The sequence below is a fragment of the Spirosoma humi genome, assembly GCF_054776575.1.
The window spans coordinates 904,013-928,431 of sequence record NZ_BAAHBR010000008.1 but is presented as its reverse complement, the minus strand read 5'-3'; the positions used below and the strand labels follow the sequence as shown (position 1 = coordinate 928,431).

The 24,419-nt window shown below is 49.9% G+C and carries 19 protein-coding genes; 6 read left to right on the top strand and 13 right to left on the bottom strand.

The window, feature by feature from the left end:
* The first annotated feature begins 166 nt into the window (after positions 1–166).
* Positions 167–2,329: a tetratricopeptide repeat-containing sensor histidine kinase gene (locus tag ACYU8Y_RS12590; RefSeq protein ID WP_460937643.1), complete on the top strand. Its 2,163-nt coding sequence runs from the start codon at positions 167–169 to the stop codon at positions 2,327–2,329.
* A gap of 47 nt (positions 2,330–2,376) precedes the next feature.
* Here the strand turns inward: ACYU8Y_RS12590 and ACYU8Y_RS12585 are convergent, their stop codons facing one another.
* The 12 genes from ACYU8Y_RS12585 to ACYU8Y_RS12530 all read right to left on the bottom strand — a co-directional run bounded on the left by ACYU8Y_RS12585 (position 2,377) and on the right by ACYU8Y_RS12530 (position 15,317).
* A complete protein-coding gene (locus ACYU8Y_RS12585) occupies positions 2,377–2,964 on the bottom strand; it encodes a DsbA family protein (protein ID WP_460937641.1) in 588 nt (195 codons plus the stop codon).
* Between the two features lie 97 nt (positions 2,965–3,061).
* Complete coding sequence (locus ACYU8Y_RS12580; RefSeq protein ID WP_460937640.1) at positions 3,062–3,979, bottom strand: helix-turn-helix domain-containing protein; 918 nt, start codon at positions 3,977–3,979, stop codon at positions 3,062–3,064.
* 333 nt (positions 3,980–4,312) lie between these two features.
* Entirely contained in the window at positions 4,313–4,810 is a 498-nt protein-coding gene (locus tag ACYU8Y_RS12575) for a MaoC family dehydratase (protein WP_460937638.1), read from the bottom strand.
* A 194-nt stretch (positions 4,811–5,004) separates the two neighbouring features.
* Positions 5,005–5,940, bottom strand: coding sequence for a ring-cleaving dioxygenase (locus ACYU8Y_RS12570; RefSeq protein WP_460937636.1), 936 nt, complete (start codon positions 5,938–5,940; stop codon positions 5,005–5,007).
* A gap of 109 nt (positions 5,941–6,049) precedes the next feature.
* Positions 6,050–6,454, bottom strand: coding sequence for a response regulator (locus ACYU8Y_RS12565; protein ID WP_460937634.1), 405 nt, complete (start codon positions 6,452–6,454; stop codon positions 6,050–6,052).
* A 144-nt stretch (positions 6,455–6,598) separates the two neighbouring features.
* Positions 6,599–7,384, bottom strand: coding sequence for an alpha/beta fold hydrolase (locus ACYU8Y_RS12560; RefSeq protein ID WP_460937632.1), 786 nt, complete (start codon positions 7,382–7,384; stop codon positions 6,599–6,601).
* Between the two features lie 645 nt (positions 7,385–8,029).
* Positions 8,030–8,617 (bottom strand): hypothetical protein, encoded by a 588-nt coding sequence (locus ACYU8Y_RS12555; RefSeq protein WP_460937630.1) that lies wholly within the window; start codon positions 8,615–8,617, stop codon positions 8,030–8,032.
* 206 nt (positions 8,618–8,823) lie between these two features.
* A complete protein-coding gene (locus ACYU8Y_RS12550) occupies positions 8,824–9,012 on the bottom strand; it encodes a hypothetical protein (protein WP_460937628.1) in 189 nt (62 codons plus the stop codon).
* Positions 9,013–9,185: 173 nt separating this feature from the next.
* The gene (locus ACYU8Y_RS12545; RefSeq protein ID WP_460937626.1) at positions 9,186–9,437 is read right to left on the bottom strand and encodes a hypothetical protein; all 252 of its coding nucleotides are present in this window, start codon (positions 9,435–9,437) and stop codon (positions 9,186–9,188) included.
* A gap of 80 nt (positions 9,438–9,517) precedes the next feature.
* Positions 9,518–10,075, bottom strand: a complete 558-nt coding sequence (locus tag ACYU8Y_RS12540) for an RNA polymerase sigma factor (protein WP_460937624.1) — start codon at positions 10,073–10,075, stop codon at positions 9,518–9,520.
* Positions 10,076–10,917: 842 nt separating this feature from the next.
* The gene (locus tag ACYU8Y_RS12535; RefSeq protein ID WP_460937623.1) at positions 10,918–11,121 is read right to left on the bottom strand and encodes a hypothetical protein; all 204 of its coding nucleotides are present in this window, start codon (positions 11,119–11,121) and stop codon (positions 10,918–10,920) included.
* 8 nt (positions 11,122–11,129) lie between these two features.
* Complete coding sequence (locus tag ACYU8Y_RS12530; RefSeq protein WP_460937621.1) at positions 11,130–15,317, bottom strand: CheR family methyltransferase; 4,188 nt, start codon at positions 15,315–15,317, stop codon at positions 11,130–11,132.
* A 204-nt stretch (positions 15,318–15,521) separates the two neighbouring features.
* Here ACYU8Y_RS12530 and ACYU8Y_RS12525 point away from each other — a divergent pair, with 204 nt between their 5' ends.
* The 4 genes from ACYU8Y_RS12525 (at position 15,522) to aspS (ending at position 19,535) form a co-directional block, all read left to right on the top strand.
* Positions 15,522–15,662 (top strand): chemotaxis protein CheB, encoded by a 141-nt coding sequence (locus ACYU8Y_RS12525; RefSeq protein ID WP_460937619.1) that lies wholly within the window; start codon positions 15,522–15,524, stop codon positions 15,660–15,662.
* Positions 15,637–16,080: a chemotaxis protein CheB gene (locus ACYU8Y_RS12520; RefSeq protein ID WP_460937617.1), complete on the top strand. Its 444-nt coding sequence runs from the start codon at positions 15,637–15,639 to the stop codon at positions 16,078–16,080. The genes ACYU8Y_RS12525 and ACYU8Y_RS12520 overlap by 26 nt, the downstream gene beginning before the upstream one ends.
* An 83-nt stretch (positions 16,081–16,163) precedes the next feature.
* A complete protein-coding gene (locus ACYU8Y_RS12515; protein WP_460937615.1) occupies positions 16,164–17,630 on the top strand; it encodes an amidohydrolase in 1,467 nt (488 codons plus the stop codon).
* 135 nt (positions 17,631–17,765) lie between these two features.
* Positions 17,766–19,535 carry an aspartate--tRNA ligase gene (gene aspS / locus ACYU8Y_RS12510; RefSeq protein ID WP_460937613.1) on the top strand — a complete coding sequence of 590 codons (1,770 nt, stop codon included), beginning with the start codon at positions 17,766–17,768 and terminating at the stop codon, positions 19,533–19,535.
* Between the two features lie 131 nt (positions 19,536–19,666).
* Here aspS and ACYU8Y_RS12505 read toward each other — a convergent pair whose 3' ends face one another.
* Entirely contained in the window at positions 19,667–21,049 is a 1,383-nt protein-coding gene (locus ACYU8Y_RS12505) for a sulfatase family protein (RefSeq protein ID WP_460937611.1), read from the bottom strand.
* 375 nt (positions 21,050–21,424) lie between these two features.
* On the opposite strand from ACYU8Y_RS12505, the gene ACYU8Y_RS12500 reads away from it, so the two are divergent.
* On the top strand, positions 21,425–24,409 hold the full coding sequence (locus tag ACYU8Y_RS12500; RefSeq protein ID WP_460937609.1) for a sialate O-acetylesterase: 2,985 nt from the start codon (positions 21,425–21,427) through the stop codon (positions 24,407–24,409).
* Positions 24,410–24,419 lie beyond the last annotated feature (10 nt).

The following is a 24,419-nucleotide window of genomic DNA, read 5'->3' as shown; positions in this document are numbered from 1 at the left end:
ACAATTGATGTCTACTTGGGTATTCCTTTTTTCACGGGCGAATAAGTTGGCAGGCAGGCATTCAGCACGACTTGTTGGGCCAGCTTTACTTTGGTTCGTCTGTCAGTTGGCCATCCCATTATGCACGTCGGGTCAGAATATTACCCAAAAAATGGCCAATCAATTGATGATCAGACTGCAACAAAGCACGACTGATACATCACGGCTCACGGCCTTACTGGAATTAGGTAAATTTCAAATCTATAAAGCCGGTGAGGTCAAAACTGATTTAGACAGTGCGATGCGCTATTTACGCCAGGCAGCAGTACTGAGTAATTCATTGCACCTACTAAATAAAAAACATGAGGCAGAAAGCCTACTGACCATTGCCTATATGGAGTGGGGCGATTTTCAGCGCGCAGAGTCTGTTTTTTCAACGTTAATTGACGATTGCCACCGAACGGGTGATAAAAGGACCGAAGCCGACGCTACTTACCGGTTCGCCACTGCTCAGCGGTACATTACCCGAAATTATCCCAAAGCTATTGCTGGTTATCACCAGGCTGAAGCTCTGTATAAAGAACTAAAAGAACCGGAGAAAGAAATTCAGATGGCCGAGCAAATTGCGGGTCTGCATGCGGATCTGGGCGAGCTGGATGTAGCTGAAGGCGAATTTTTGACCGTTCTACAGCGATACAAATCGATCAAGTATCCTAAACTTCATTACGTCTATAGTTCGTTAGCCAGTGTTAGCCGATTAAAAGGAAATTTCGAGAAAGGGCTTTTCTATTCGCTGCAATGCCTGGAAAGTATGAACAAAACCCAAGACACCCTGGCTGCGGCCAGCTTTTACGGGACTATTGCCGAAATCTATATGGAACTGGGCAAACAGGATCAAAGCATTTATTGGTTTAAAAAGACGCTTCAGCAATGGCGACAGGGGAAGCTGCCGAACTATTCATTATATTATTCGGCAAGCCTTATTGTACAGGATTTAATCAGACACCACAAAACGCAGGAAGCACTTCGGTTGATCGTGAATCTTGTTAAAGAAATCCCGCCCGTTACAAACATTCAGCGAGGGTGTATTGCACAAACGTTTGCTTATTGCTACAATGACTTGCGTAATTATAAACAGGCAGAGAAACACTATCTGGAAGCCATTGCCTGGTATAGTAAATCGGGTAATGACTTCGAAATGGCACAGAAAGCACCCAAAGAGGTTGGTGAGTTTTATCTAAATCGTAATGATGTCAAAAAAGCTGGATTTTATTTACGAAAAGCCCTCGCTTTTACGCCCCAAAAAAATGCGCCGTCGACCGTAAAGGATATTCACCTCATGCTGTTTAAAATAGACTCTACGGAGGGAAATTACCTGTCGGCCATTACCCATTTCCGGCAACATAAAGCGTTAAATGATTCGATTTTTAATGAAGCAAAAAGCCGGCAGTTTGCGGAACTGGAAGTTAAGTATGCCACGACCCAAAAGGTGCAGCAAATACAGCGTCAGCAGCAGGAACTGGAGCAGGAAAAAACAACGCGCAACGGCATATTAGCGGGTACTTTTTTATTGTTGGGTTTGCTGGGAGTCAGTTATAATCAGTACCGATTAAAGCAACGTAGCAATAAATTGCTGGAAGCCAAGCAGCTTGAAATCAACCAGAAAAATGAGTCACTTCAGTCTATTCTGAATGACAAAGAAAATCTGTTGGAGGAAAAAGAATGGATGCTCAAAGAGATTCATCACCGGGTTAAAAATAATCTACAGATAATCACCAGTCTGCTCAACTCGCAAGGTGTTTATCTGAAAGATAAGGCTGCTCTTTCAGCCATACAGGAGAGTCAGAACCGGGTGCACGTTATGGCCCTTACCCACCAGAAACTCTACCAATCGGACCGGCTGGCTACGATTCCAGTGGCGGAGTACATTGAGGAAATCGTCGATTATTTACTGGTTACGTTTGCCCGGCAAGATACGGTCATCAAAAAAATAGCCATTGCGCCCATTCATCTCGACGTCATTCTGGCGGTGCCATTGGGCCTTATTCTAAATGAAGTTGTTACCAACTCCCTGAAGTATGCTTTCCCTTCCAATCAACGAGGAAGTCTTAGCATCGACCTTACTGTCGTGGCCAATCAGGTGTATCGTCTCACGATCAGTGATGATGGCGTGGGGTTTCCGCCTGATTTAAATCCGAACCGAAGTCGCACGTTGGGCATGAGCCTGATTCGGGGACTCAGCAAACAACTGGGTGGCAAGCTGCACATCAACCAGATAAACGGGGTACAGATCAGTCTGACGTTTACGGAAGAGAAAGTTGGTTTATCCGACGTATCGACCAAGCTATAAAGCAGTTAGCATCTTAATGAATGAGATTCCGTTAGTAAAGGGGCATTTTAGCCGAATTCATTTCGGCCCCAATGCACCACTCCGCTCTTTTGATCGACCGTATTCAAGACCGATAGCCTGAAATGACTTAAATGAGCGTGAACAACGGGTGCCAGGCGAGCCTGCGTGGGTTTACCATGAAATAATTGGCCGCCAATAAACAGAGTCGGTGGATAGCGAACGCCTAACTGATAGCCTGTTTGCCAATCTGTTTTGATTAGATTGTATACGCTATCGTCTACCAAATCATGCAGGAACCGAGGCAGATCCAGCTCTAGGGCTGGAGCCAGAGCGGCCAGAGTAGAGCAATTGATAAGCGGCTGGGTAAATAAAGCGTTATGCATCAACCAGAATTTTCCTTGACGCTTCGCGGCCTCGGTAGCCACGGCAGCTAGTAAGGATTGATCATTCGCCGGATTGGGATAATGGCGATACGAATACGTAAAGGGCTGATCCTGAAACTGGTCCAGTATCGTGTAGATAACTTTTCGAATATGCTGGCTTCCATAGCATAAGGCATCACCATATTCAACGAGCTCTACCGCACCGGTAACAGGCCCGTTCGGGACCGAAAAAGTGTCGAGCGTAGAATCCATAGCAGTTGAGTTGAAGTAGATCGATGAGAATACGCGAACGATAAGCTATACTGTTAGCCACTCAAGTTGAGTGACTAACAGTATAGTAAACAAGCCTTTACGAGTAAGTGAGCTGAGGTGATAGACTGAACGAAGCTTGTACATACGTGTCTCTGACGCGGTCAGGAACGAGTACGCTGCGCCGGTACTCCGTGGGCGTCGTTCGGTAATACCGTTTGAATAATTTATTAAGATGACAGATATCGGTAAAGCCAAATTCATCAGCTATTTGCGAGATACTCATACCGCTCAACCGCAACCGCGTCTCAACCAGTTGAAGCTTATAGCGAATAATGTACTGACTGATGGATTCACCGGCCTGTTGTTTAAACAGGGCAGCCAAATGGCTCTGGGAGTAATTGAACACATCCGCCATTTTTTCCATGCGCAGGTGATCCGGGCTGGTGATATGATGGCAGATATACGCACCCATTCGCTGCATAAGCGATGCCGAATGCCTATTCGTTGCCGGTAAGCCCGGTTGCTGATGGAGCTGACGATCGACCAAACTCAGAATCGTTTTCATCAGCGCGTCAACAATCTGATTGGAAACCAGCGGCCGGTGGTTATTCTGTTCCGTTAACACGATCTCGACAAGCGCATTCAGATTTTTCTGCTCAGTACGGTCCGTAATGATACTACCCGCAAGTTGCTGGCTGGCCGTAAGTCCCCGCTCTCTGATTTGTGGCCAGCCGTCTGTACGGAGTGTGGTCAGGCCGTTCATGTAGAGCTCGGTAAAGGAGATGCTGCAAAGACTGGTCAATTTGTCAACGACAAAATAATGGTTGTCCAAAGGCCCCAAAAAGAATACATCGCCAGGCTGGTAGGTAAATCGGTTTCCGTTGATTACGTGTTGCCCGTTACCCGTTCGAATCAGGATTAGTTCAAAATGATTATGATCATGAATTGGAAAAGCCCATTGGCTGGTTTCAACGACGTGGACGGTCAGGAGTTCATGCTGGATGCTACGTTTCATAATGGGTAGTGTTTGATATGGAGCTAAGTTGAATTAACCACTACGAACTACATTGCCAATAAAAATGCCAGTCTTTATCTTACGAGAATATAGATGAAAATTTCAAGATAAATTATTGATAATCAACATCCTATCTAATAGCTAGCTTTATAGCCAACCTCCAATTTATTTGGAGGTTCCATTATATTTGGAGGCAGGCGTTGGAGTTGCGGTCGACTGTAGTTTTTTTATAAGCTTCTAAAAAAAATAGATTCTACTGGCCTACGCGGGCCAGTAGAATCTATTTGATAAAGTGCGACTCAGTTGTAAGGATGATCTCTTTGTCCTGATATACTATGCGTTTTGGGCCCGTAAGAGGTATTTATGTTTTCCAGACAGTACAAGCTCCCCCCGCTGGTTATACACTGTTGCCGCCGTTACCACTAAGCCAGTAGCACCCTGGGGAATGAGGTCTATAATTTCCAAAGAGGAGTATAATGTATCACCGGAATGCACTTCTTTCAAAAACTGGCAGGATACCTCATTGAAACTGATGAACACCTCACCGATGTAATGCGGAAACAAGGTCGCACCGGGGGCCGTGAAGGCCAGTACCTGAAGCCCGTGGACAACGGGTGCCGTGTGCCCATGTTTGCGCGCCCATTCAACATCGTAGTGAACGGGATGGTTGTCGCAGGAAACGGTTTGAAAAGCCGATGCATGGGCATCGGTCAACGTACGGCTTGGCGCACGAAACACATCGCCAACGCGCAGATCCTCAAACGTTTTAGCCGGAACGACTGCGTATGTATTTGGGTTGAATGGTTCGCTATTTATTGCCTCTGATTCCATTTGATACGTTCGTTTGGTTAGTTGATTCTTCGATTCGAATTCCGTCTACTTAAAATGTGCCCATCGCATCCAGGCTATTTTTTCTTCTTCAATGACCATCCGCCCATTTTTTTGCCGTCCTCATGTTGGCTGAATACCCCGTGCCCTACCCCTTTGTTGAGTGCCCGTTTTGGATCGGCCATGAATTTATTTGTCTAGTGGGAGGCCACTTTTGGGAGCGTCTTTTCAATACGTGCTCTGGACGACTCGTACTGCTTCGGAAGTTTCAAATGACTGCCCAGTTCCTGCAACGGCTCGTCGACTGTAAAGCCGGGATTATCGGTGGCGATTTCAAACAAGACACCACCTGGCTCGCGGAAATAAAGCGAGAAAAAATAATCACGATCAATTTTGGGGGTTATCTGTAACCCCTTGCTCAGAATCTTCTCCCGAAATTCCATCTGGATGGTATCATTTGCGACCCGGAAAGCAACGTGATGATTCGTTCCAGCGGCATTCCTGCCTACTGTACCGGTTGGTTCTTCCAGCAAATCAACGATAGAGGCTGTCGGAATGGCATCCGTAATGAACCGGTAGCGATTCCCCTCCTGCCCTTGTAGGGTATAGCCAAAAATATCGGTCAGCACGCTGGCAGTTGCGTCAATTTTTTGCAGACTCAGGGTGACGCTGTGAAACCCCTGGGTTGCCATATCCTGTTTGATGTCTCCCGTTTCCCAGGCGGGTCGCGTATCCGAATGCTGAATCAGAGCAATGGCTAGCCCATCCGGATCGGTAAAGGGCAAATAGGTTTGGCCAAACCGCTCGGCTTGTTCACCCATAGCTACACCAAACTCCCTGAAGCGCCCGGCCCAGTTGTCCAGGCTTCCTACCGGTACGGAATAGCCGATCTCCGTCGCCATACCCACGCCATTTTTACCCGGTCCGATGCCTTCCCAAGGGAAAAAAGTAAGGATGGTACCGGGCGTTCCGTATTCATTGCCATAGTAAAAATGATAGGTGCTGGGGTCATCGAAGTTGACGGTCTTTTTCACCATTCGTAGGCCCAGCACATGGGTATAAAAATCATAGTTACGCTGAGCGTTGTTAGCAATAGCCGTGATGTGATGAAGCCCTAAAATACGGTTATCCATAGTTGGTTAGTGACTGGTTAGTAGTTGAACTTTGTCTTTCATTGAGGCTCCTGGCGGGCTTCCAGACTAGCTTGGTAATACCGTCTGGTTGTCATTCATTCACTAGCGATTAACCCAATGGCAGTGAAAGAAAACAGACTTTGAGCGCATCGGCAATCCGGTCATATTCGCCTACTCGCGCTGGTTTCCTGATAAAGGAGTTAATTCCTTTTGCGTAGGCTGACGTTATTAATTCGGGCTGATCGCTGGTGGAGAGCATAACGACGGGCGTAGAAAACAGCTGGCTTTTCGACCGAATGGATGCCAGGGTTTCCAGGCCACTTAATCCGGGCATGTTCATATCCATTATGACTAACTGAATGAGGTGTCTTCCTAGCAAGTCCAATGCTTCTTCCCCATTTTTGGCCTCCAGGATAGCCGAATAGCCAATGATCCGCTCGATAGCCTGCCGCAGAAAATAACGGTCATCGTCATCATCATCGGTCAGTAGAATGGTCGTCTGTTTTTGGTACATAGCTTATTCTGGTATTCAATGAGCGGATTCTTCCTAAACGATCAACTGTCTCCCTGCGACCTGAGTATAGTCTATTTCCCAAAATCAGAGTGCCCACTCCCGACCTGGTTTAAGCCATTCCGAGAGCGGGCGTTCTGGTACTCTTTACATGGATTTCACCTTTTTGGCAGCCTCCAGAATAAACGCAGCTACTTTCTCCGGCTGAGCCAGCATGGCCACGTGGCTGGATTTTACCTCAAGGGTAGTCGCTTTCAGTTTCTTGGCCAGCGTCCGCTCCAGATCCGGATTAATCATCCGGTCATTGGCAGCTATCACGTACCAGGAAGGCTTACTTTTCCAGGCTGCTTTGGTGATTTTTTCTTTCAGTGCCGTGAACGCTTGTGGGCCCTGAGTCGCAATCAACAATTTCCGGTCTGATTCAGGTAGATCCTGCGCAAAATCTTCGTTGATCCCTTTAGGGGTCATACTGACAAATCCATACGCATCAGGTCTGATTTCGTCATTGCCGGGCGTGGATGGTGCCGTCTGTACCAGTTCCAGGAATGACTGACCTTCATCGGGCGCAGCTGCGGCTACGTACACGAGCCCGACTACCTTATCATGGTTACCGGCTTCGGTAATGACCACCCCGCCCCAGGAGTGGCCAACCAGTAAAACCGGACCCTTCATTAATTCAATAGCGCGTTTGGTAGCCGCCACATCGTCTCCCAGCGACGTGAGTGGGTTTTGTACCGCAATGACATTTAGCCCCTTAGCCTCTAACAAGGGAATTACTTTGGCCCAGCTTGAGCCATCGGCCCACGTGCCGTGAACCAGTACTACATTCTTTACGCCGGTGGCTGTTGCCTGAGCCGAAGCGTCTTGGGTCGTTGAAAGTGTCATGACAAAACTGAATAGTGCGGCCAGTATGGCGCGGTTAATTGCCTTCATAGTTGTAGATGATTATGCTTGGTAATAGGACAGTTCGGGCAGTAGGCCGCTAAGGCGGCTTTAGGCTAAATGAGGTAGTCATGGCTCAAGCATGGCTTAAAGCAATCTAGATATAGACCTGTAATTCAATAGCTTAGCTGAAGAAATTTCCTGTTTTTGTTGGCACAAAGCTATGGGGAGCGAGCCTGCAAGACGCGGTACAAACAGACGGTATTCCGGTAAAAAGAAGGGATTTTGAGTATGGCTCAGGCAGGTCCGGTAAGCAGAAGGGGCTGGATACGTATGCAACTAACAATTAAACAATAAATACTGGCTTTTATCCTAATTATGAAAATAGTATATAAATCAGTGAAATTCAGATTAACCGAGTATCAGCCGACCAAGTAATTTTACTGTCGCTCCCGCATCGGTATAACTGGCGATGTGTGGAAGTGTGGATAGAAAGTAAACGCTGGCTCTTTTAGAACCAGCGTTTTTTAAAGAAAAATATACAGTTTAGTAAGTAACGCGAGTTGGTAGTTATCCCTTTCCTGTTGCCTGACCCAGAAGGCCTTACCAATAAGTACAAATACTCAGTCAGGACAGTTTCTTATCAGTACGTCAACAAGCCCTTAATTCACGTTCTGGTCGATGCGCCTGTTCTGTTCATGGACGCTGCCCATCGATCAGACGATCATACAAGTCCTGCCTAGCCCCCAGATCGCATTCAGATGACAGGGCCGTAATCCGTTGGCTGGCAATCATCAACCAGGTAATTTCTTCCTGTCGGCAATCGGCCGTGTAGCCTTCCACCCGAACAGCCACTGCCTGAATATCACCATTTTTCCAGTTTTCGCCCCCAACCATCAGAGGCTTGTCCTGTCTTTTGGCACACTGTGGAAAGTTGATTTTCGACAGGAGGCCGCCTTTCCCGTACTTATCGATAAAAGCGGTCATTAACGCAGGGCTAGAGTCGCAGGAAATGGCAAACAACTTGTTATCATAAAAAGTCAACGAGAGGTTGCTCACCCGGATGCCTTCCACGTCCGCAGCCGGTGCCTTAAACACACGAATATGCGGACAGGCCAGCGTTAGCGTTCCCTTGGCATAAATCTGATCTTCTTCTATGAAGGCAGGTCTTTCCAATGATTCGGGCGTAGTAATACCAATCGAATAGCTTCCCAATCCATTCACTTTGGGCGGAACGCTGGTCCGATAGAGCAAGAAGAGCAGGTATAGGAACACGTAATACATAACCAATAGTCATCTATAATCAGGTGAGCCGACACAAGCACGACATGGCGATACCAGATTTAAACTCGACTCGGTCAGGATCGGGCTTACTGGTACATTTTCTACTCTATACAAACAAACGCAAGTAAGCTACTTCCTGCTCTTTGGAAAATAGCTTACTTGCGTTGAAAGGGTTTTTACGGATGATTTCCGCAAAATGTGCTGGCTTATTCGTCGTCCTCACCCTGGTCGACATGCCCGTGAATAAATCCGCCGGGTAGCTCTTCCTGATCCTCCAAAGGCGTATCTCCCGGTTCGTGCGTTCCCTCCTGACGTAAAATTGACTCGCGGTCAATTGCCCTGTTTCCTCCTTCCTCTCCTTCGCCCCCCGGCGAATACCATCTAACCGTCTTCATAGCTGTTTCGTTTTTTGCGAACTATCCCCTAGAAAACCGATGAAAGAAGGCGAGGGTTTAAAAAAAATAGCATCCGGTCTATGCCTAACCATGTCCTTGACAATAGTAAACAAACGATGGCTTCTTTGCCATAACCTTGACCGGTTATGGCAGAGCATCCCGTTGTAGATCAGCTAAAAAATCTGACGTTGCCCTGGGTTATTAGTATCAAATCGATCCACCCGGATCAGGGAACCAAAAAGCGCTTTCTTCGCCGATTGATCCGTTGAATTAAAAACCCGGAAATGAGTCCAGTTTACATAAGCAGTGTTAGCATCCACCTCCAGGTAACCGGCGTCCGTAAATTCATCCAACTGAGGAACATACACAACTGTCAGTGTGATGCTGGGTTCTCCTTTGGGATAGAATGTCCAGGTCAGCTTCATAGTCTTGAGAAAATCGCTGCAAGCTACGAAACCATTCAGCCAGACAAACTTGCCTGTTGGGTATAAATTCGGAAAATAAATCAGTACTCCTGTTCAGCCAGGATTTTATCATACAGGGTACGGGCATACTCACGCGCTCGTTTAATCCGCATCTTCACCGCACTGGTGGTTATATCCTGGCGAAAGGCGATGTCTTTGATCGGAGCCCCTTCTCTGTATTTATCCAGCAGCAGGTCACGCTGGTACTGAGGCAATTGATTAAGAACCTGCTCAAAGGCCTGAAAGTATACCTCGTCGGAAGAGCTTGCCCAATCGGTCACCAGAACCGAATCATACTGATAATTCCGCCACATAGTCTGGCTCTGCCGCTGCTTTCTCAACTGATCAATGCAGTGATTTACCGTGACGGAATGAAGCCAGGTAGTAAACTTTGCCTCTCCTTTATAACTGGTAAGCTTTCGGGTCAACTGTACAAAAATATCCTGTACGAAATCTTCCGCATCATCCGTATTACCTGTATAAAATAAACACTTTTGATAAACCCGCTGGCGGTGGCGAATGTAGAGCTGAGCAAAGTACTGCTCTTTCCCCGTTGATATATAGTGCGTAATAAGTTCGCGATCAGATAGTTTAACCATAATATGTTTAAGTACGGTGGGATTATTACGATTGATAAAGCAGACCGCTTGCCGACGCCTGAAACCAATCAGGTGCGACAAGCAATTGAACTCACAAAAAGTAATGACAAACGGAGGTTCTCGAGGTTATTGAATGGCCAGAAAAACGTCGATAATGCCAGTCAGTTGCCCCAACTCCTACAAATCAAATTTCATTGTTTTTTCAATTCGTAGCGACGACCGGCTTTTAATGACTACCAAATACTATATGAATAATGCTTTTATTGTTACTAATAAGTAATTATTTACAGTAAATTATCTCAAAATCGTGCACCTCAATGGCTTAAAAAGCGCAGAAAGCTTACTTTTAATTAGCGGCAAGGCCCTTTTTTGTATACACTATATAAATTAATAAATATAAAAAGTAAAAGATCACCGGCTTTTTAAACCAATGCTTTCTGAAGAACGGATATAAGTAGAGTCAAACGCTTATACTTGGCTCCTTAGAGAAGCCATTCAGGTTGAAAAGCCAGAAAGAAAGGAATCAGACTCTGAATAATCGATCGATTAACCATAAAGAATTCTATCAGACACTGCTAGAAGCTATTCAAGCAGTTCGCCCCTGAACGACAAAGTATATACGCAACAAACAGGGTAAGAAAAAACCAGTAAACTAATAAAAGCATTTTTAGGTATTGAATCTGAATCCAGTTTGTCGAGCTTATTTAGCTGAATGGCAAAATAAATTTGATAAGACAAACGCTGTTCGCTCGCTCAGCAGCCTCGTTGGTAATCGGTTAAAAACAGGCGATTATCCTGGTTTTACGATTGAGCCGCGCACCAAAGCAGTGTACCGTCACCAGCTAAGTTGACCCGACAACGCCAGCAATAGGCTCGTTGGGTAAGTGTCCTGACTGACACTTACCCAACGCTATAAAATCCGTTAGCGTAACGACGAATGCGTTTGCAACCGCCTTATACTCTTCTTGCTTTTTTACATCCGTTACAAAATGCTGACCGATACAAAACACGCTCGATAGCAGCGGCTTCGCATCGGTCAGCGTCATTGAGCGCGTTAGGGAAACCGTACCTGAATCAACGTACCGACACCAGCATCGCTATCTACCTGAATACGGGCTTTCAGCAGCGCACTAAGCTGCTTTACAATGGATAGACCAATGCCTTCACCCGAATCCGGTGACACAAACTGTTCCTGATAGTTACGTGGCGTCGTTTCAGGCTTGTTGAGCAACTGGCGGACCGTTTGCTCGGGCATGCCTGGCCCCGTATCCTGCACACTGAGTTGCCAGCCCTCGTCGTCACTGGCGCCCCAGGCGAGGGTTACGGTTCCTTTTTGGGTGTATTTCAGGGCGTTAAGCAGCAGGTTTTGTGCAATCCGCTGAACCTTCACCTGGTCGCCCGTTACGGGCAACGTATCCGGTCCTTCTACCTGGATCGCAAGCCCCCGCTCGGCGGCAACGGGCGCCATACTCTGGCTAAGCTCGCGCAGAAGTGTCGACGCATCGAAGAACTGGTTGAATACCTGCTCCTGACCCGACTCCAGCCGCGAATAGTCGAGCAGTTGCGTTAGCAGGGAGGTTACCTGACCTAGATTTCGGTTCAGCATACTGAGCATTTGCTCCCGTTCTTCTTTGGTATCCATCAGATTCAGCAGGGAAGCCGCCCCCTGAATGACCCCAAAGCTACCCCGCAGATCGTGGGAAGTTGTGCGCAGAAACTCGCCCCGCTCCCGCACATACCGGCGCATTTGCTCCAGATCCTGCATGGTTTGCTGCGAACGCTCCAGTTCCCGAAGCCAGCGAGCCTGCTGCTGTTCGGCCTGCTTCAGCGGAGTGATGTCCAGGCCTGTCAGAATAATCCCATCGTCGTGTTTGTCAATGGACAGGCTGATCCATCGCTCCTCCCCGCCGAGCCGCTCCTGCTGCTCCCGATAAGCAGTTTTCCCGCTGGCATGGACCTGCCGAAGCTGGTCCACCGTTTCTTCCTGCCACAAACCATTGGCCAGTGAACTGGCTAGTTTGCCCGTGAGCCGTTTCATAGGCTCACGCACAACCTGCGCAAATTTTTGATTCCCGACCATTAGCTTAAAGTCAATCACGTCGTCCTGCTCCGAACGAACGGCTTTCAGTAAAGCAATGGCGGCCGGTGACGTATCGAGAACGGCCTGCAGATTTTCGGCCGTTCGGCTTAGTTCGCCATTGGCCGCCACTAGTTTATTATTGGCTTCGGTCAGTTCGTGCGTCCGTTCCTGTACCCGGCTATCCAGCTCCTGATTCAGGCTTTTCTGGACATGCACCTCGGCGCAGGTGCCGATGAAGCCGCTGAAGGTGCCATCGGGCCCAAAGGTAGGCTGTGCGTTTTCCATCATCCAGCGGTACTCCCCATCACTTCGTTTCAGGCGGTACTCGGCCTGATACGGCTCTCGGGCAATAAAACTGGTTTTATACAAGGCGACATACTCCGCGCGGTCTTCGGGATGAATGTCTTTGACCCAGCCCTGCCCCGTTTCCTGGCTTACGGTACGGCCCGTGTGGTTGAGCCAGGCTTTATTGAAAAAGGTGTACCGGCTATCGGCCCCGGCCACCCAGATCAGCGTGGGTGCCGAGTCGATGATGTTGTGCAGCCAGACCTGGCGTTCTTCCATCATTTGCTGTACCCGTTGCTGCTCGGTAATATCTTCGATAGCCAACAGAATCGCTTCCTGCCGTTGCTGCTGAATAACCCGGCGGGCATGTACCCGCATTACTTTTTCGCCGACGTCAGGAAACACGTTCTTCATCTCGAACCCCTGAATAAACGTATCCCGTCGAAAGACCTCGTCCAGCAATTCGCGCAGGTGGGGAATATCCCACTGCCGGTTGCCGATTTCATAGATCAGCCGCCCTACGGTCGTTTCCTCCCGCATGCCGTATATCTGGTAAAAAGCCTGGTTGGCGCTTTTCACCCGAAGGTCTTTGTCGAGCACCAGCGTAGCTTCCCGGATGGTCGAAAAGATAGCTTCGGCATACATGTAGGCTTCCGTAAGCTGATCATTGCGAACCTGCAACTCCTGATTAATTGTCTGAAGCTCTTCGTTGGTGGATTCAATTTCTTCTTTGCTCGTTTCCAGCTCTTCGTTAATGCTTTGCAGTTCTTCGTTGCTGCTTACAATCTCTTCGTTGGCCGATTGCAGCTCTTCATTGGCTATTTCATGTTCTTCGATGATGGCCCGCATCTCTTCCCGAACAACGGACAGTTCTTCTTCCAGGTGGTTATGGTGGCCATTCCCCGGCTCAGCACCAACGGGAACGGACGGAGAAACTTCCTGGAAAAGAATCAGAAACAGCCGTTCTTCGCTTCCATCGTTAACGGGTAGCACATCGATAGAAACGAGGTGATTTCGCCCATTTACCGTAATCGGCAGGCCAGACTTATGCACGGGCTGGCCCGATTTTCGGGATTTATGAATTGAGTTCCGTATTTCGAACGCCAGTGAGGGGCGCACCATTTTGAGCAAATTCAGGCTAGCCCGGCCCGACGCATGCTCCAGGAACAGGCTCGTCTCGCCACGAAACTGTAAAATATCCAACTCCTGATCGACCAGTACGCTGGCAGGCATGAAGTGGTTCAGTAACACTTGATCGACCCGTTTATCTAAATCATTCACTGCTTGACGACTTTTACCTGATTGATGTCTACGGCTAATAGTTTCGGTTGCTCTAGGCGTTATTATCGGGGCTGGTGGCTCCCCATTTGGGCGATCAGGTATAGCTTCACTAACGAGTATACTGCTCGACCGCTCATTTTTACGGCGGAATAATTTGTAGTTCTTTTCAACGGGTGTAAACAAAGATACAGTAGGACCAACCGTTTCAGACTTCCCCAGCAACAAATACCCATCGGGATTCAGGGCGTAATGAAAGGTGATCAAGGCTTTCCGCTGCAAAACCGTGTTGACATAAATCATCAGATTTCGACAGCTGACCAAATCGATTCGGGAAAAAGGCGGATCTTTAAAAATATTGTGTGGGGCAAAAACGCACAGGTCCCGTATCGACTTACTAATCTGGTAACTGGTTTGGTTCTTCGTAAAAAAACGCTGCAACCGCTGGGGCGATATGCCAGCCACTTCGCTCAGCGAATAGGTCCCCTGCCGGGCTCGGTCAATGGCATTCTCGCTCAGATCGGTCGCAAAAATCTGAATGGGGATCGTGTGTGCCCCCTCGGCCGCTACTTCCAGAAGCAGCATAGCCAGTGAATAGACTTCCTGCCCGGTCGAACAACCCGGCACCCAGATACGAAGTGGCTGGTAAGCCGGTTTTTGCCGGAGGAGCTGAGGCAGTATATCCTTTTTCAGGAAGTTCATGGTTTCTCTATCCCTGAAAAAACTGGTCACGTTGATCAGCAAATCATTGTACAGAAGGCCAGCTTCAGTTGGGTGCAGCCGTAAATAGTGCAGATACGCTTTCAGGGTTTCCTGTTTGTAAAGTACCATGCGCCGGATAATGCGCCGACGAATTGTGGTCATTTTATACTGACTAAAATCGACCCCAATGGCTTTCTTCAAGAATAGAATAATAGCCCGCAAGTCTTCCTCCGGGGATTCATCGGCATCCGACGCCAATTCGACCTGGGCTTCGACCAGATGCGTTTGCAGGAAGACCGCTGGCTTCTGGCTCAGCCGTTCCAGTTCGGCAGCTATATTTTTGGGCGATAACACCAGGTCAACAACGCCCTCAGCAATCGCCGATTGGGGCATACTGAGGTGCCTGGCTGTCGAATCCTGCGCAAAGGTGATGCCCCCTGCCACTTTGATGGCCCTCAGGCCAAGCGTACCGTCGTGCGCCATCCCCGACAACAAAACCCCAATCGCCCCCTCCTTTTGCCGCTCGGCCAGCGAGACAAAAAACTGGTCGATGGGCAAAAGCTGGCCTTTGTCCGGCACCGATTCCGGCTGCCGACGACGGGGCATCAGGGTCAGTACCCCATCGACAACTTCCATGCGCTTGTTGGGTGGTACAATGTACACCTTGTTGGCTTCTACCGGGGTCAGGTGTTCGGCTTCCAGAACCGGCATCTGGGTTAACCGGCCCAAAACGGCCGCAAGCTGGCTTTCATGATTTGGGCTCGTGTGCTGAATATACACATAGGCGAGCCCGGTGGTAGGCGAAAGGTTCGTCAGTAGCTCGGAGAAGGCTTCCATTCCACCCGCCGACGCGCCGATAGCGACAACGGGTACGGGTGGTTTATTGGGTGGCTGCATATCTATAAAGGAAGGGTTTGGGGGCTTACCTGACTAGTTTCTACGTAAACCAATTGGCCGTTCAGTGGCTGAGTACTTTATTTCGGCATCGGTACCGGAGAGAATAGCCTGACTATCGGCCATTTAATACTGAAACTTACGAATAGTCGCAAAAGAAAAAAAGGGCGAACTGAATAGTTAGTAAACACTCAACCACCGATAAGAATGACAAAACGGGATATAGTTATTATCGGTTCCTCGGCCGGAGGGATTCTGACTCTCAAAGAGTTAGCCACCACATTGTCGACTGATTTCAGGGCTCCTACTTTCATCGTCCAGCATGTTCGCCTTACGCCATCAGTCTGACGCCGGTCTGCTGAAAGCCGTGCACCCTACGGATGGCGATCCAATCGAGCCAGGCTATATCTATCTGGCCCCGCCCGACCATCACTTGCTGGTCGAGAAAGATCGGGTGCTGGTAAAAAAAGGGCCTAAAGAAAACCGATTCCGCCCCTCCATCGATGCGCTATTCCGCTCGGCAGCCTACACGTTTGGGTCGCGAGTGGTGGGCGTTGTGTTGACCGGTCTGCTCAAGAAGAATCGGCTATTCTGCTTAAAGAATCGGGCAAAGCATCGGCCAGGGGTGGCGACTTTACAGATTACTTTCCAGGGGATAACCTCTATATTCTCCGTGCCTATGTGGTTCATCTTTTTTTCTTTATCCTACCATTTTCAACAATGCCCCAAAGTAAGAAACCATTTTTTATTTGGCCTATACCAATAATTTCCCTACCAAATTGATGGATTGGGGTTTTTATCCTAATTTTATGGATTATCGATACCTATTATCCGAATACAACTAACTCTATGAGAACACAATTCCTTACTGCCGCCCTGTTGCTGCCCATGCTGGCCTTTGCCCAATCCAAGCCGAAAAAAGCCGCAACAACCGTCGATAAAGACAAACAGGCAATTCTGGCCGACCTAGACAAACGGTCACCCGAATTTGCCGGTATCTCGAAGCAAATCTGGGACTTCGCCGAATTAGGCTATATGGAGGAGAAGAGTTCTAAACTTCTCGAAGAACAATTGGTTAAAGAAGGTTTCGACGTAAAAACGGGCGTAGCGGGTATTCCAACGGCCTTTGTGGCCACGTATGGTTCGGGCAAACCCGTCATCGGCATCCTGGGCGAATACGACGCCCTGCCTGGACTCGCAACCGAAGCCAAACCCGATTTCACGCCTATACAGGGCCAGCGCGGTGGACACGGTTGTGGCCATAACCTGTTCGGGACGGCTTCGATGGCCGCTGCCGTAGAAGTAAAAAACTGGCTCAAGTCCTCGGGTCATTCGGGAACGATCAAAATTTATGGCTGCCCGGCCGAAGAAGGTGGAGCCGGTAAAGTATACATGGTGCGCGAAGGGCTGTTCAACGATGTCGATGTCGTTTTACACTGGCACCCCGGTTCGCAGAATGCCGCCGATGCCGGTACGTCGCTGGCGAATAAAAACGCCAAGTTTCGTTTTCGGGGTATTGCCGCCCACGCGGCTGCTTCGCCCGAGCGGGGCCGGTCGGCGCTGGATGGCGTTGAAGCCATGGATTACATGGTGAACATGATGCGCGAACACATCCCGCAGGACACCCGCATTCACTACGTGATTACTAAAGGGGGCGACGCGCCGAACGTGGTTCCGGCCTACGCCGAAGTCTATTATTACGCCCGTCATAAAGACCGCGACATTCTGCAAAGCGTCTGGAAACGAATTGAGAACGCAGCCGAAGGGGCGGCCAAAGGAACCGGCACCAAAGTAGAATGGGAAGTACTCGGGGGGGTGTTTAACCTGCTCCCCAACGTGACACTGGCGGAAGTAATGCACCAGAATCTGAAAACGGTTGGTGGTGTCACCTATACACCCGAAGAAACGGCATTTGCCGAAAAAATCAGCGAGACATTTGGTGAGCAAAAAGTACCTGTAACCAACGCAGCGCTGGTAAAAGATTTCCGCGATGCCTCCGAAAGCGCGACCAGTGGTGGCTCGACCGACGTTGGTGATGTGAGCTGGACCGTCCCAACGGTGGGTCTGCAAACGGCCACCTGGGTACCGGGATCATCGGCGCATAGCTGGCAGTCGACGGCAGCCAGTGGCATGAGCATCGGGCAGAAAGGCATGATCGTAGCGGCCAAGACGTTAGCCCTTACCGCTCTGGATTTATACAAGTCTCCGGCCCTCATCGAGAAAGCGCGCGCCGAATGGATACAGAAGCGCGGAGCTAACTTTAAATACGAGGCCCTGCTCGGCGATCGAAAACCAGCCCTGGATTACCGAAAGTAGCCTTGTCCAGTGCGATCGAAGTCTGTACCTTTGCGGCAGAATTTAAAGCGCGAAAGAGCGAATGGTGAACGAGCGGACTATAGGACGCTACAGACATTCGCTCTTTCACTCTTTCACTCTTTCGCCTTTTAACTAATGCTTCGGACGCACACCTGCGGAGAACTCCGCCTTACTGACGACAACACGACGGCCACCCTTTGCGGCTGGGTTCAGACAATCCGCGACAAAGGCGGTGTTTTATGGATTGACCTCCGTGACCGTTATGGTATTACCCAACTGCTGCTCGAAGACGGGCAAACCGCCCCCGAATTGTTTACGACGGCCCGTTCACTCGGCCGGGAATTTGTCGTAAAAGCGACAGGAACGGTTATCGAACGAAAATCGAAGAACCCCAATATTCCAACGGGTGATATTGAATTGAAAGTAACGGCGCTGGAGGTGCTGAATCCCGCCAAGCTGCCGCCTTTCCTGATTGAAGACGAAACCGACGGGGGCGATGATCTCCGCATGAAATACCGGTATCTGGATTTACGCCGGAATCCCGTTCGGCGGAGCCTGGAACTGCGCCACCGCATGGCCCAGCAAACGCGGGTGTACATGGATGGGCAAGACTTCATTGAGGTCGAAACCCCGGTATTGATCAAGTCGACACCCGAAGGGGCACGGGATTTTGTCGTGCCCAGCCGGATGAATCCGGGTGAGTTTTACGCCCTACCCCAATCGCCCCAAACGTTCAAGCAGTTGCTGATGGTATCGGGTTTCGACCGATACTACCAGATTGTAAAGTGTTTCCGCGATGAAGATCTCCGCGCCGACCGCCAGCCTGAGTTCACGCAAATCGACTGCGAAATGTCGTTTGTGGAGCAGGAAGACATTTTGAACATGTTTGAAGGGCTGGTTCGGCACCTGTTCAAAGCCGTTAAAGGCATTGACATGGCTGCCGTACCCCGCATGACTTACGCCGACGCCATGAAGTTTTACGGCTCCGATAAACCCGACACGCGGTTCGGCATGGAGTTCGTGGAACTCAAAGGCACTTTCGATACGGTCGATATGACATCGGGCAAAGGGTTTGGCGTATTTGATTCGGCCGAACTAGTCGTGGGTATCAACGCAACCGGTTGTGCTCACTACACCCGCAAACAGCTTGACGAACTGACCGACTGGATCAAACGTCCGCAAGTGGGTGCCAAAGGGCTAATCTATGTTCGGTACAACGAGGATGGAAGTTTAAAATCATCCGTCGACAAGTTTTATTCCGAAGCGGATCTGAAAGGCTGGGCCGCTCATTTCGGTGCTAAACCCGGCGATCTGATGCTGATTCTATCGGGCGATTGTGCCAAAGCCCGCAAGCAATTGAGCGAATTGCGTCTGGAAATGGGAAGCCGTCTGGGCCTGCGCGATCCTAACGTGTTCAGTACGCTCTGGGTACTTGATTTTCCTTTGCTGGAATATGGTGAAGAAGAGCAGCGCTGGTTTGCCATGCACCACCCCTTCACCTCGCCCAAGCCCGAAGATATTCCGTTGCTGGACAGCGACCTGGGAGCCGTTCGGGCCAATGCCTATGACCTGGTCATCAACGGCACCGAGGTAGGTGGCGGTTCGATCCGGATTTTCAACCGCGATTTGCAGGCTCGGATGTTCAGCATTCTGGGCTTCTCCGATGAAGAAGCCAAAGCACAATTCGGATTCCTGATGGATGCCTTCGAGTTTGGGGCACCACCCCACGGCGGGATTGCCTTCGGTTTCGACCGGCTGTGTTCGCTTTTCGGCGGTGCCGACTCGATTCGGGACTTTATCGCCTTCCCGAAAAACAACTCGGGCCGCGATGTCATGATCGACTCGCCCTCACCGATTTCACAGGCGCAGTTAAACGAATTGAAAATTGCGACCGTAGCGAAATAAAAGGATTTAACCACGAAGGCCACAGAGTTCTTATTTTCTCTGTGGCCTTCGTGGTTAAATCCTGTTTAGCTCCTTCCGTAAAGTCAATGATTTCATAATCCTCTCAACACACGGTTAATCGCGGGTCCATTTTATAACCACGGATCACGGGTTTGCTGCTGGAACTGCTTTAATTTGGTTTTCAAACGGTTTAACACATCCCGATAGCGAGGATCGGTAGCTAGATTCTTCACCTCATCGGGGTCCGTCTGAAGGTCGTACAACTCAAATGGTGGCCGCTGCAGATAAGCGGCCACCGCTCGTTTGCCAAATCGTTTCTGCTTCGTCCTCAGGATGTCCTGCCAGGTAAAGGAGTTGTATAAATCGAGCGCCATCGGGAACGGAAGCTGATGGGCCAGATTAGCAATCAACTTATACCGTCGTTCGCGGACCACCCGCATTGGGTAATACATCGTTATTTCGTGTAAGGAATGAGACGCATACACCTCATCCCAACCCGAGACATTCTCCTTCTCAATAATTCCCTTGAACGACCGTCCCTGTTTTCCTGCACCACTGGTCCAGACACCGGCAAAATCGAGAAGCGTAGGCGTTATGTCGACCCAGGAAATCATGGCATCCTGTACCAATCCGCGCTTCTGCGGTTTAGGCAGTTTTATGATGCACGGCAAGCGCATACCCGGCTCATACAGGGTTGTTTTCGCGCCCGGAAAAGGCGCGCCATTATCGGACAGGTAAACGATCAGGGTATTGTCATACTGGCCAGTATCTTTCAGGTAGTCGATCAGGCGGCCGACGCCCGCATCAAGGCGACTGATTGACTCGTAATATTGAGCCAGTTCGGCCCGACAAGCTTTCGTATCGGGTAAGTAAGGCGGCACCCGAACCTCGCGGGGCTGGTAAAAATGGTCCCCAACCTGCGGATAGCCGCCGGGTCGATTGCCAAACAGGTTTGGTTTCGACCCATCGAAAACGGGCGAACCATCTGCCGCCACCGTATTGCTACGGTGTGGATCGTCGGTAGCGAAATAAAGAAAAAATGGGCTCCCTAGCCTGTTCGACTGTACGGAGTTCGTATCCAGAAATGAATAACAAAGTCGGGCCATCTCTACGGGGCTGCGGCCAATCGACGCCGGGTCGTTGACTCCTCCCCCCTTCAGTACCTGCTGAAAATGATAAACCTGCTCGGGAGCCACGTGTAGTTTACCAATTCGGGCGGTGCGATAGCCTGCCTGTTCGAGCAGCACGGGCAACGAACGAACGGTATCAAATGAGCTGAAATGGGGCTTCTGATGCTCCAGCCCATACATGCCATTGGCATGATTGTGTACACCCGTCAGCAAGACAGACCGGCTGGGGCTGCAACTAGCCGTTGTACAGAACGCATTTGAGAAACGAACGCCGTCGGCCGCCAGCTGGTCGATGCGGGGCGTTTTAACCGTTGCCTGATTAGCGGTCAGTTCTCCGTAACAACCAAGCGCTTCACGGCCATGATCGTCGGATACGATCAGCACGATATTCGGGCGCAGGTCGACTTGATGCGTATCCGCTGGCGAACGTATCGGCTCGAGCGGCTTTTTATCAATTTTTTTCTCTATTTGGTTACCAAACGAAGACCAAGCCGTCTGTAAGACAAAAAAAAATCCACAGCAAGCTATGAGTATATAAGTATATACAGCCGACGACCAAGTATATCGTTTATTAAAATCCATATACATCTCTGATTGTCAATCGGTTGTACCAGACATAGATGCATAGCACCTTACTCTTTGTTACCATTGATTTTATAAATAAAACTAATTAAGACAAATTAATCTCTTAGGTAACAATAGAGGCACAATAATTGCACATAACTAAATAGCTTTATTCAACTATTAATATTAACATTCATGACCGTATTTCTCCGATGGGCGACGGTATGGGGACTTTTGTGTCTATTTTTTTCGGTGCCCTTGTTTGCTCAGCTCAACGTTACGAGTCCTGTTCCCCGTATGGTATTCCAACGCAATTTAGCGAATGAAGCCGTGGTAACAGTAACAGGTATGGCTTCGCCAACAGCAACTGCGGTCGAAGCTCGTTTTGTCCCTTTGGCTACTGGTCAGGGAAGTGTTACCGCTTGGACCTCCCTGACTTTTCTGACCGGTTCGAAAGCCTTTCGGGGGAAAGTAACCGTATCGGCTGGCTGGTATCGGCTGGACGTTCGGTCAAAAGCGGGCACCACCATTCTTTCCCAAACCAAGGTCAACCGGGTAGGCGTTGGCGAGGTATTTATCATTGCGGGTCAATCAAACGCCTATGGCGGCCTTGAGCGGGGGCTGGCCGCCACCGATGATCGGGTTATGTGCGTTGACTTTAAGCAGGATAGCCTGAGTGAACAGCTCTTACCGCTCCAATTTAGCAATATCAATTACGGCTCTAATATGGGTCCGAGCCAACCTCCGCACATGTATGGCCTACTAGGCGATAAACTTGTGCAGCGGCTCAACGTTCCGGTCCTCTTCATTGGCGCTGCTCTTGGCGGCACCAGTAGTACCGAGTGGCAACAGTCGGCTGCGGGCAATATCGGAACCACCCCAAACCCATCTGTTTACCGTCGTCTGGGGGCAGTTCTTCTCCACTACGTTGCCCGAACAGGGGCACGAGCCGTTCTCTGGCACCAGGGGGAGAGTGATATCAATTCGTCGACCCAAACGTACTTCGACAACATGAAATACGTCATCGACAAAAGTCGTCAGCAGGTTGGCTCGAAACCATTAGCCTGGGTTATATCACGGGCGAGTTACATACTTGGTCAAACAAATCCACAGGTGATTAACGCCCAGAATCAGCTGATCAGCACGGTAACGAACGTATTTGCGGGACCCGCTACCGACAATATCACCGGTTATGACAATCGCTCCGACGATATCCACTTCCGGGGAATTGGTCGTATCCGCTTTACCGAAGCCTGGGATGCCAGCCTGACGGCTTCTTTCTTTCAGAATTCGATACCCTTCCTGCCCACGGACGAATCCGGGCAGATAACCACTGGCTATACGTTACCCCTCACCCGCCGACCGGGCGAAATTGTAGCGGTTGCTTCCTTACGCAGCGATCCACACGAATCTGACAACAAGTATGTTGCGCAGGTTGTCCGAGCCAGTGATGGAATGGTAGTTGTTGAGTCTGATCCGAGCACGGATAATCCTATTTTGGTAACCCTGCCCTTTACCCTGCCTAACGGACAGTATCGGCTACGTACGCGCTCAACCCGGCCGGCCGTTTTAGGTACTTTGGGTGAACCCTTTAACGTACAACAGGATGCAAGTCCCAGTATTGCCTTGCCAATAATTCGACAACCGATTATGATGGGAACCGCCGATTCGGTCATCCGTCGTTTCGGTTATCGGTACGAAAAAGGCGCTACCACATTTTGGGGGCTGGTTCAGGCAACAGCCCCTGTAGAAGTTAAATTGGAGAGTCTTTTCAGTAATCCCTTTATTAATTCCAACTGGCTTGTCGTTCCACCCAGTTCGCAGGCACCCGACTTCGATTCCTTCAGTGACTTCAACTACATCCAAGGGTATCCGGCCCCGACGGCCGGCGTAACGGGTGTAGTGCCGGGCAGATACCGGTTCTCCGTTCGTCGCCAGGGCGACACCGGACCGGGTCTATCGTTCGAGACGGAAGTACTCGACGGGCGACAGATTCTCTATTATCCGATGGAACCCATTGGAGCCATTCCTCCCGTTCTGACCATTGGCGGTTCCTTAAACTCGACCTGCCTTAGTGGCTCGTTCAATGTGGCCGTTGATGTAACAGATAGCACGATGAACAGCGGCAACGTATTCAGCGTGCGATTGTCGGATGCTAATGGGTCTTTTGCCAACGAAACAATCATTGGTACTAAAACAACCAGTCCAATTACGGCTACGCTGTCACCCTCGATACCGCCCGGAACCAACTACCGCATTCGGGTGGTGGGAAGTAACCCGGCGGTGGCCAGCGCCCCCAGCCAGTCGTTAACTCTCTGTCCCGGAGGAGCTGATCTCTCTATGAGCATGAGTGTCAGTAGCCGAACACCCGTGCCCAGCCAGCCCATTACCATCACACTTGTGATCACCAACAGCGGCCCCGCCGATGCCGCCAATGTAAGAGCCCAAAGTTTATTGCCAACGGGAATGGACTTCGTTGATGCCACAACGACGGCTACGAGCGCATCAGCCAACACCGTGTCCATCAATGCCGGCACCGTGCCGAACGGAGTTAGTAAGCCGTTTATCTTTCGCGTTAAGCCTAGCCGACAGGGAACCTTTGCCACGGCAGCTCAGATTACGGCCAGTGCCCAACTGGATCCCGACAGCCAGCCAAATTCCGGCACTGGCGACGGACAGGATGACATTGCCATGGTCGACTTACGGACACCCGGTGCCAGTGGCCCTATCGTTGCGTCGGCCAACCCCAACCAGGCTCCCCTGCCCCCTATCCGGCAAAACCAACCGCCTACCGATGCGAATAAGGCCGATTTGAGTTTGGCCATTACCGCAAGTAGTTTGGTTGCCACCACGAATCAGGTGATCAGCCTGAGCCTGACCGTCAGCAATCGGGGGGGAGCCAGTGCCACCAATGTAAACGTACAAACGCAGCTTCCCACAGGCTGGCAGTTGACCGTCACCTCGGGATTAACTAGTAATGGGCAAATCGTGACAGGCTCCGTGGGCACTATCCCGGCCAATAGTTCTACCACCATGATCCTGTACGCACGGGTACCAAGCCAGGGAACCGTGCGCGCACAGATATTCAGCGCATCCCCCCCCGACCCCGACTCGACGCCGGGAAATGGATTCACCAAAGGGGAAGACGATGAAGCGGCCCTGAGCGTGCGAATGAGGTGAGTACCTGTAA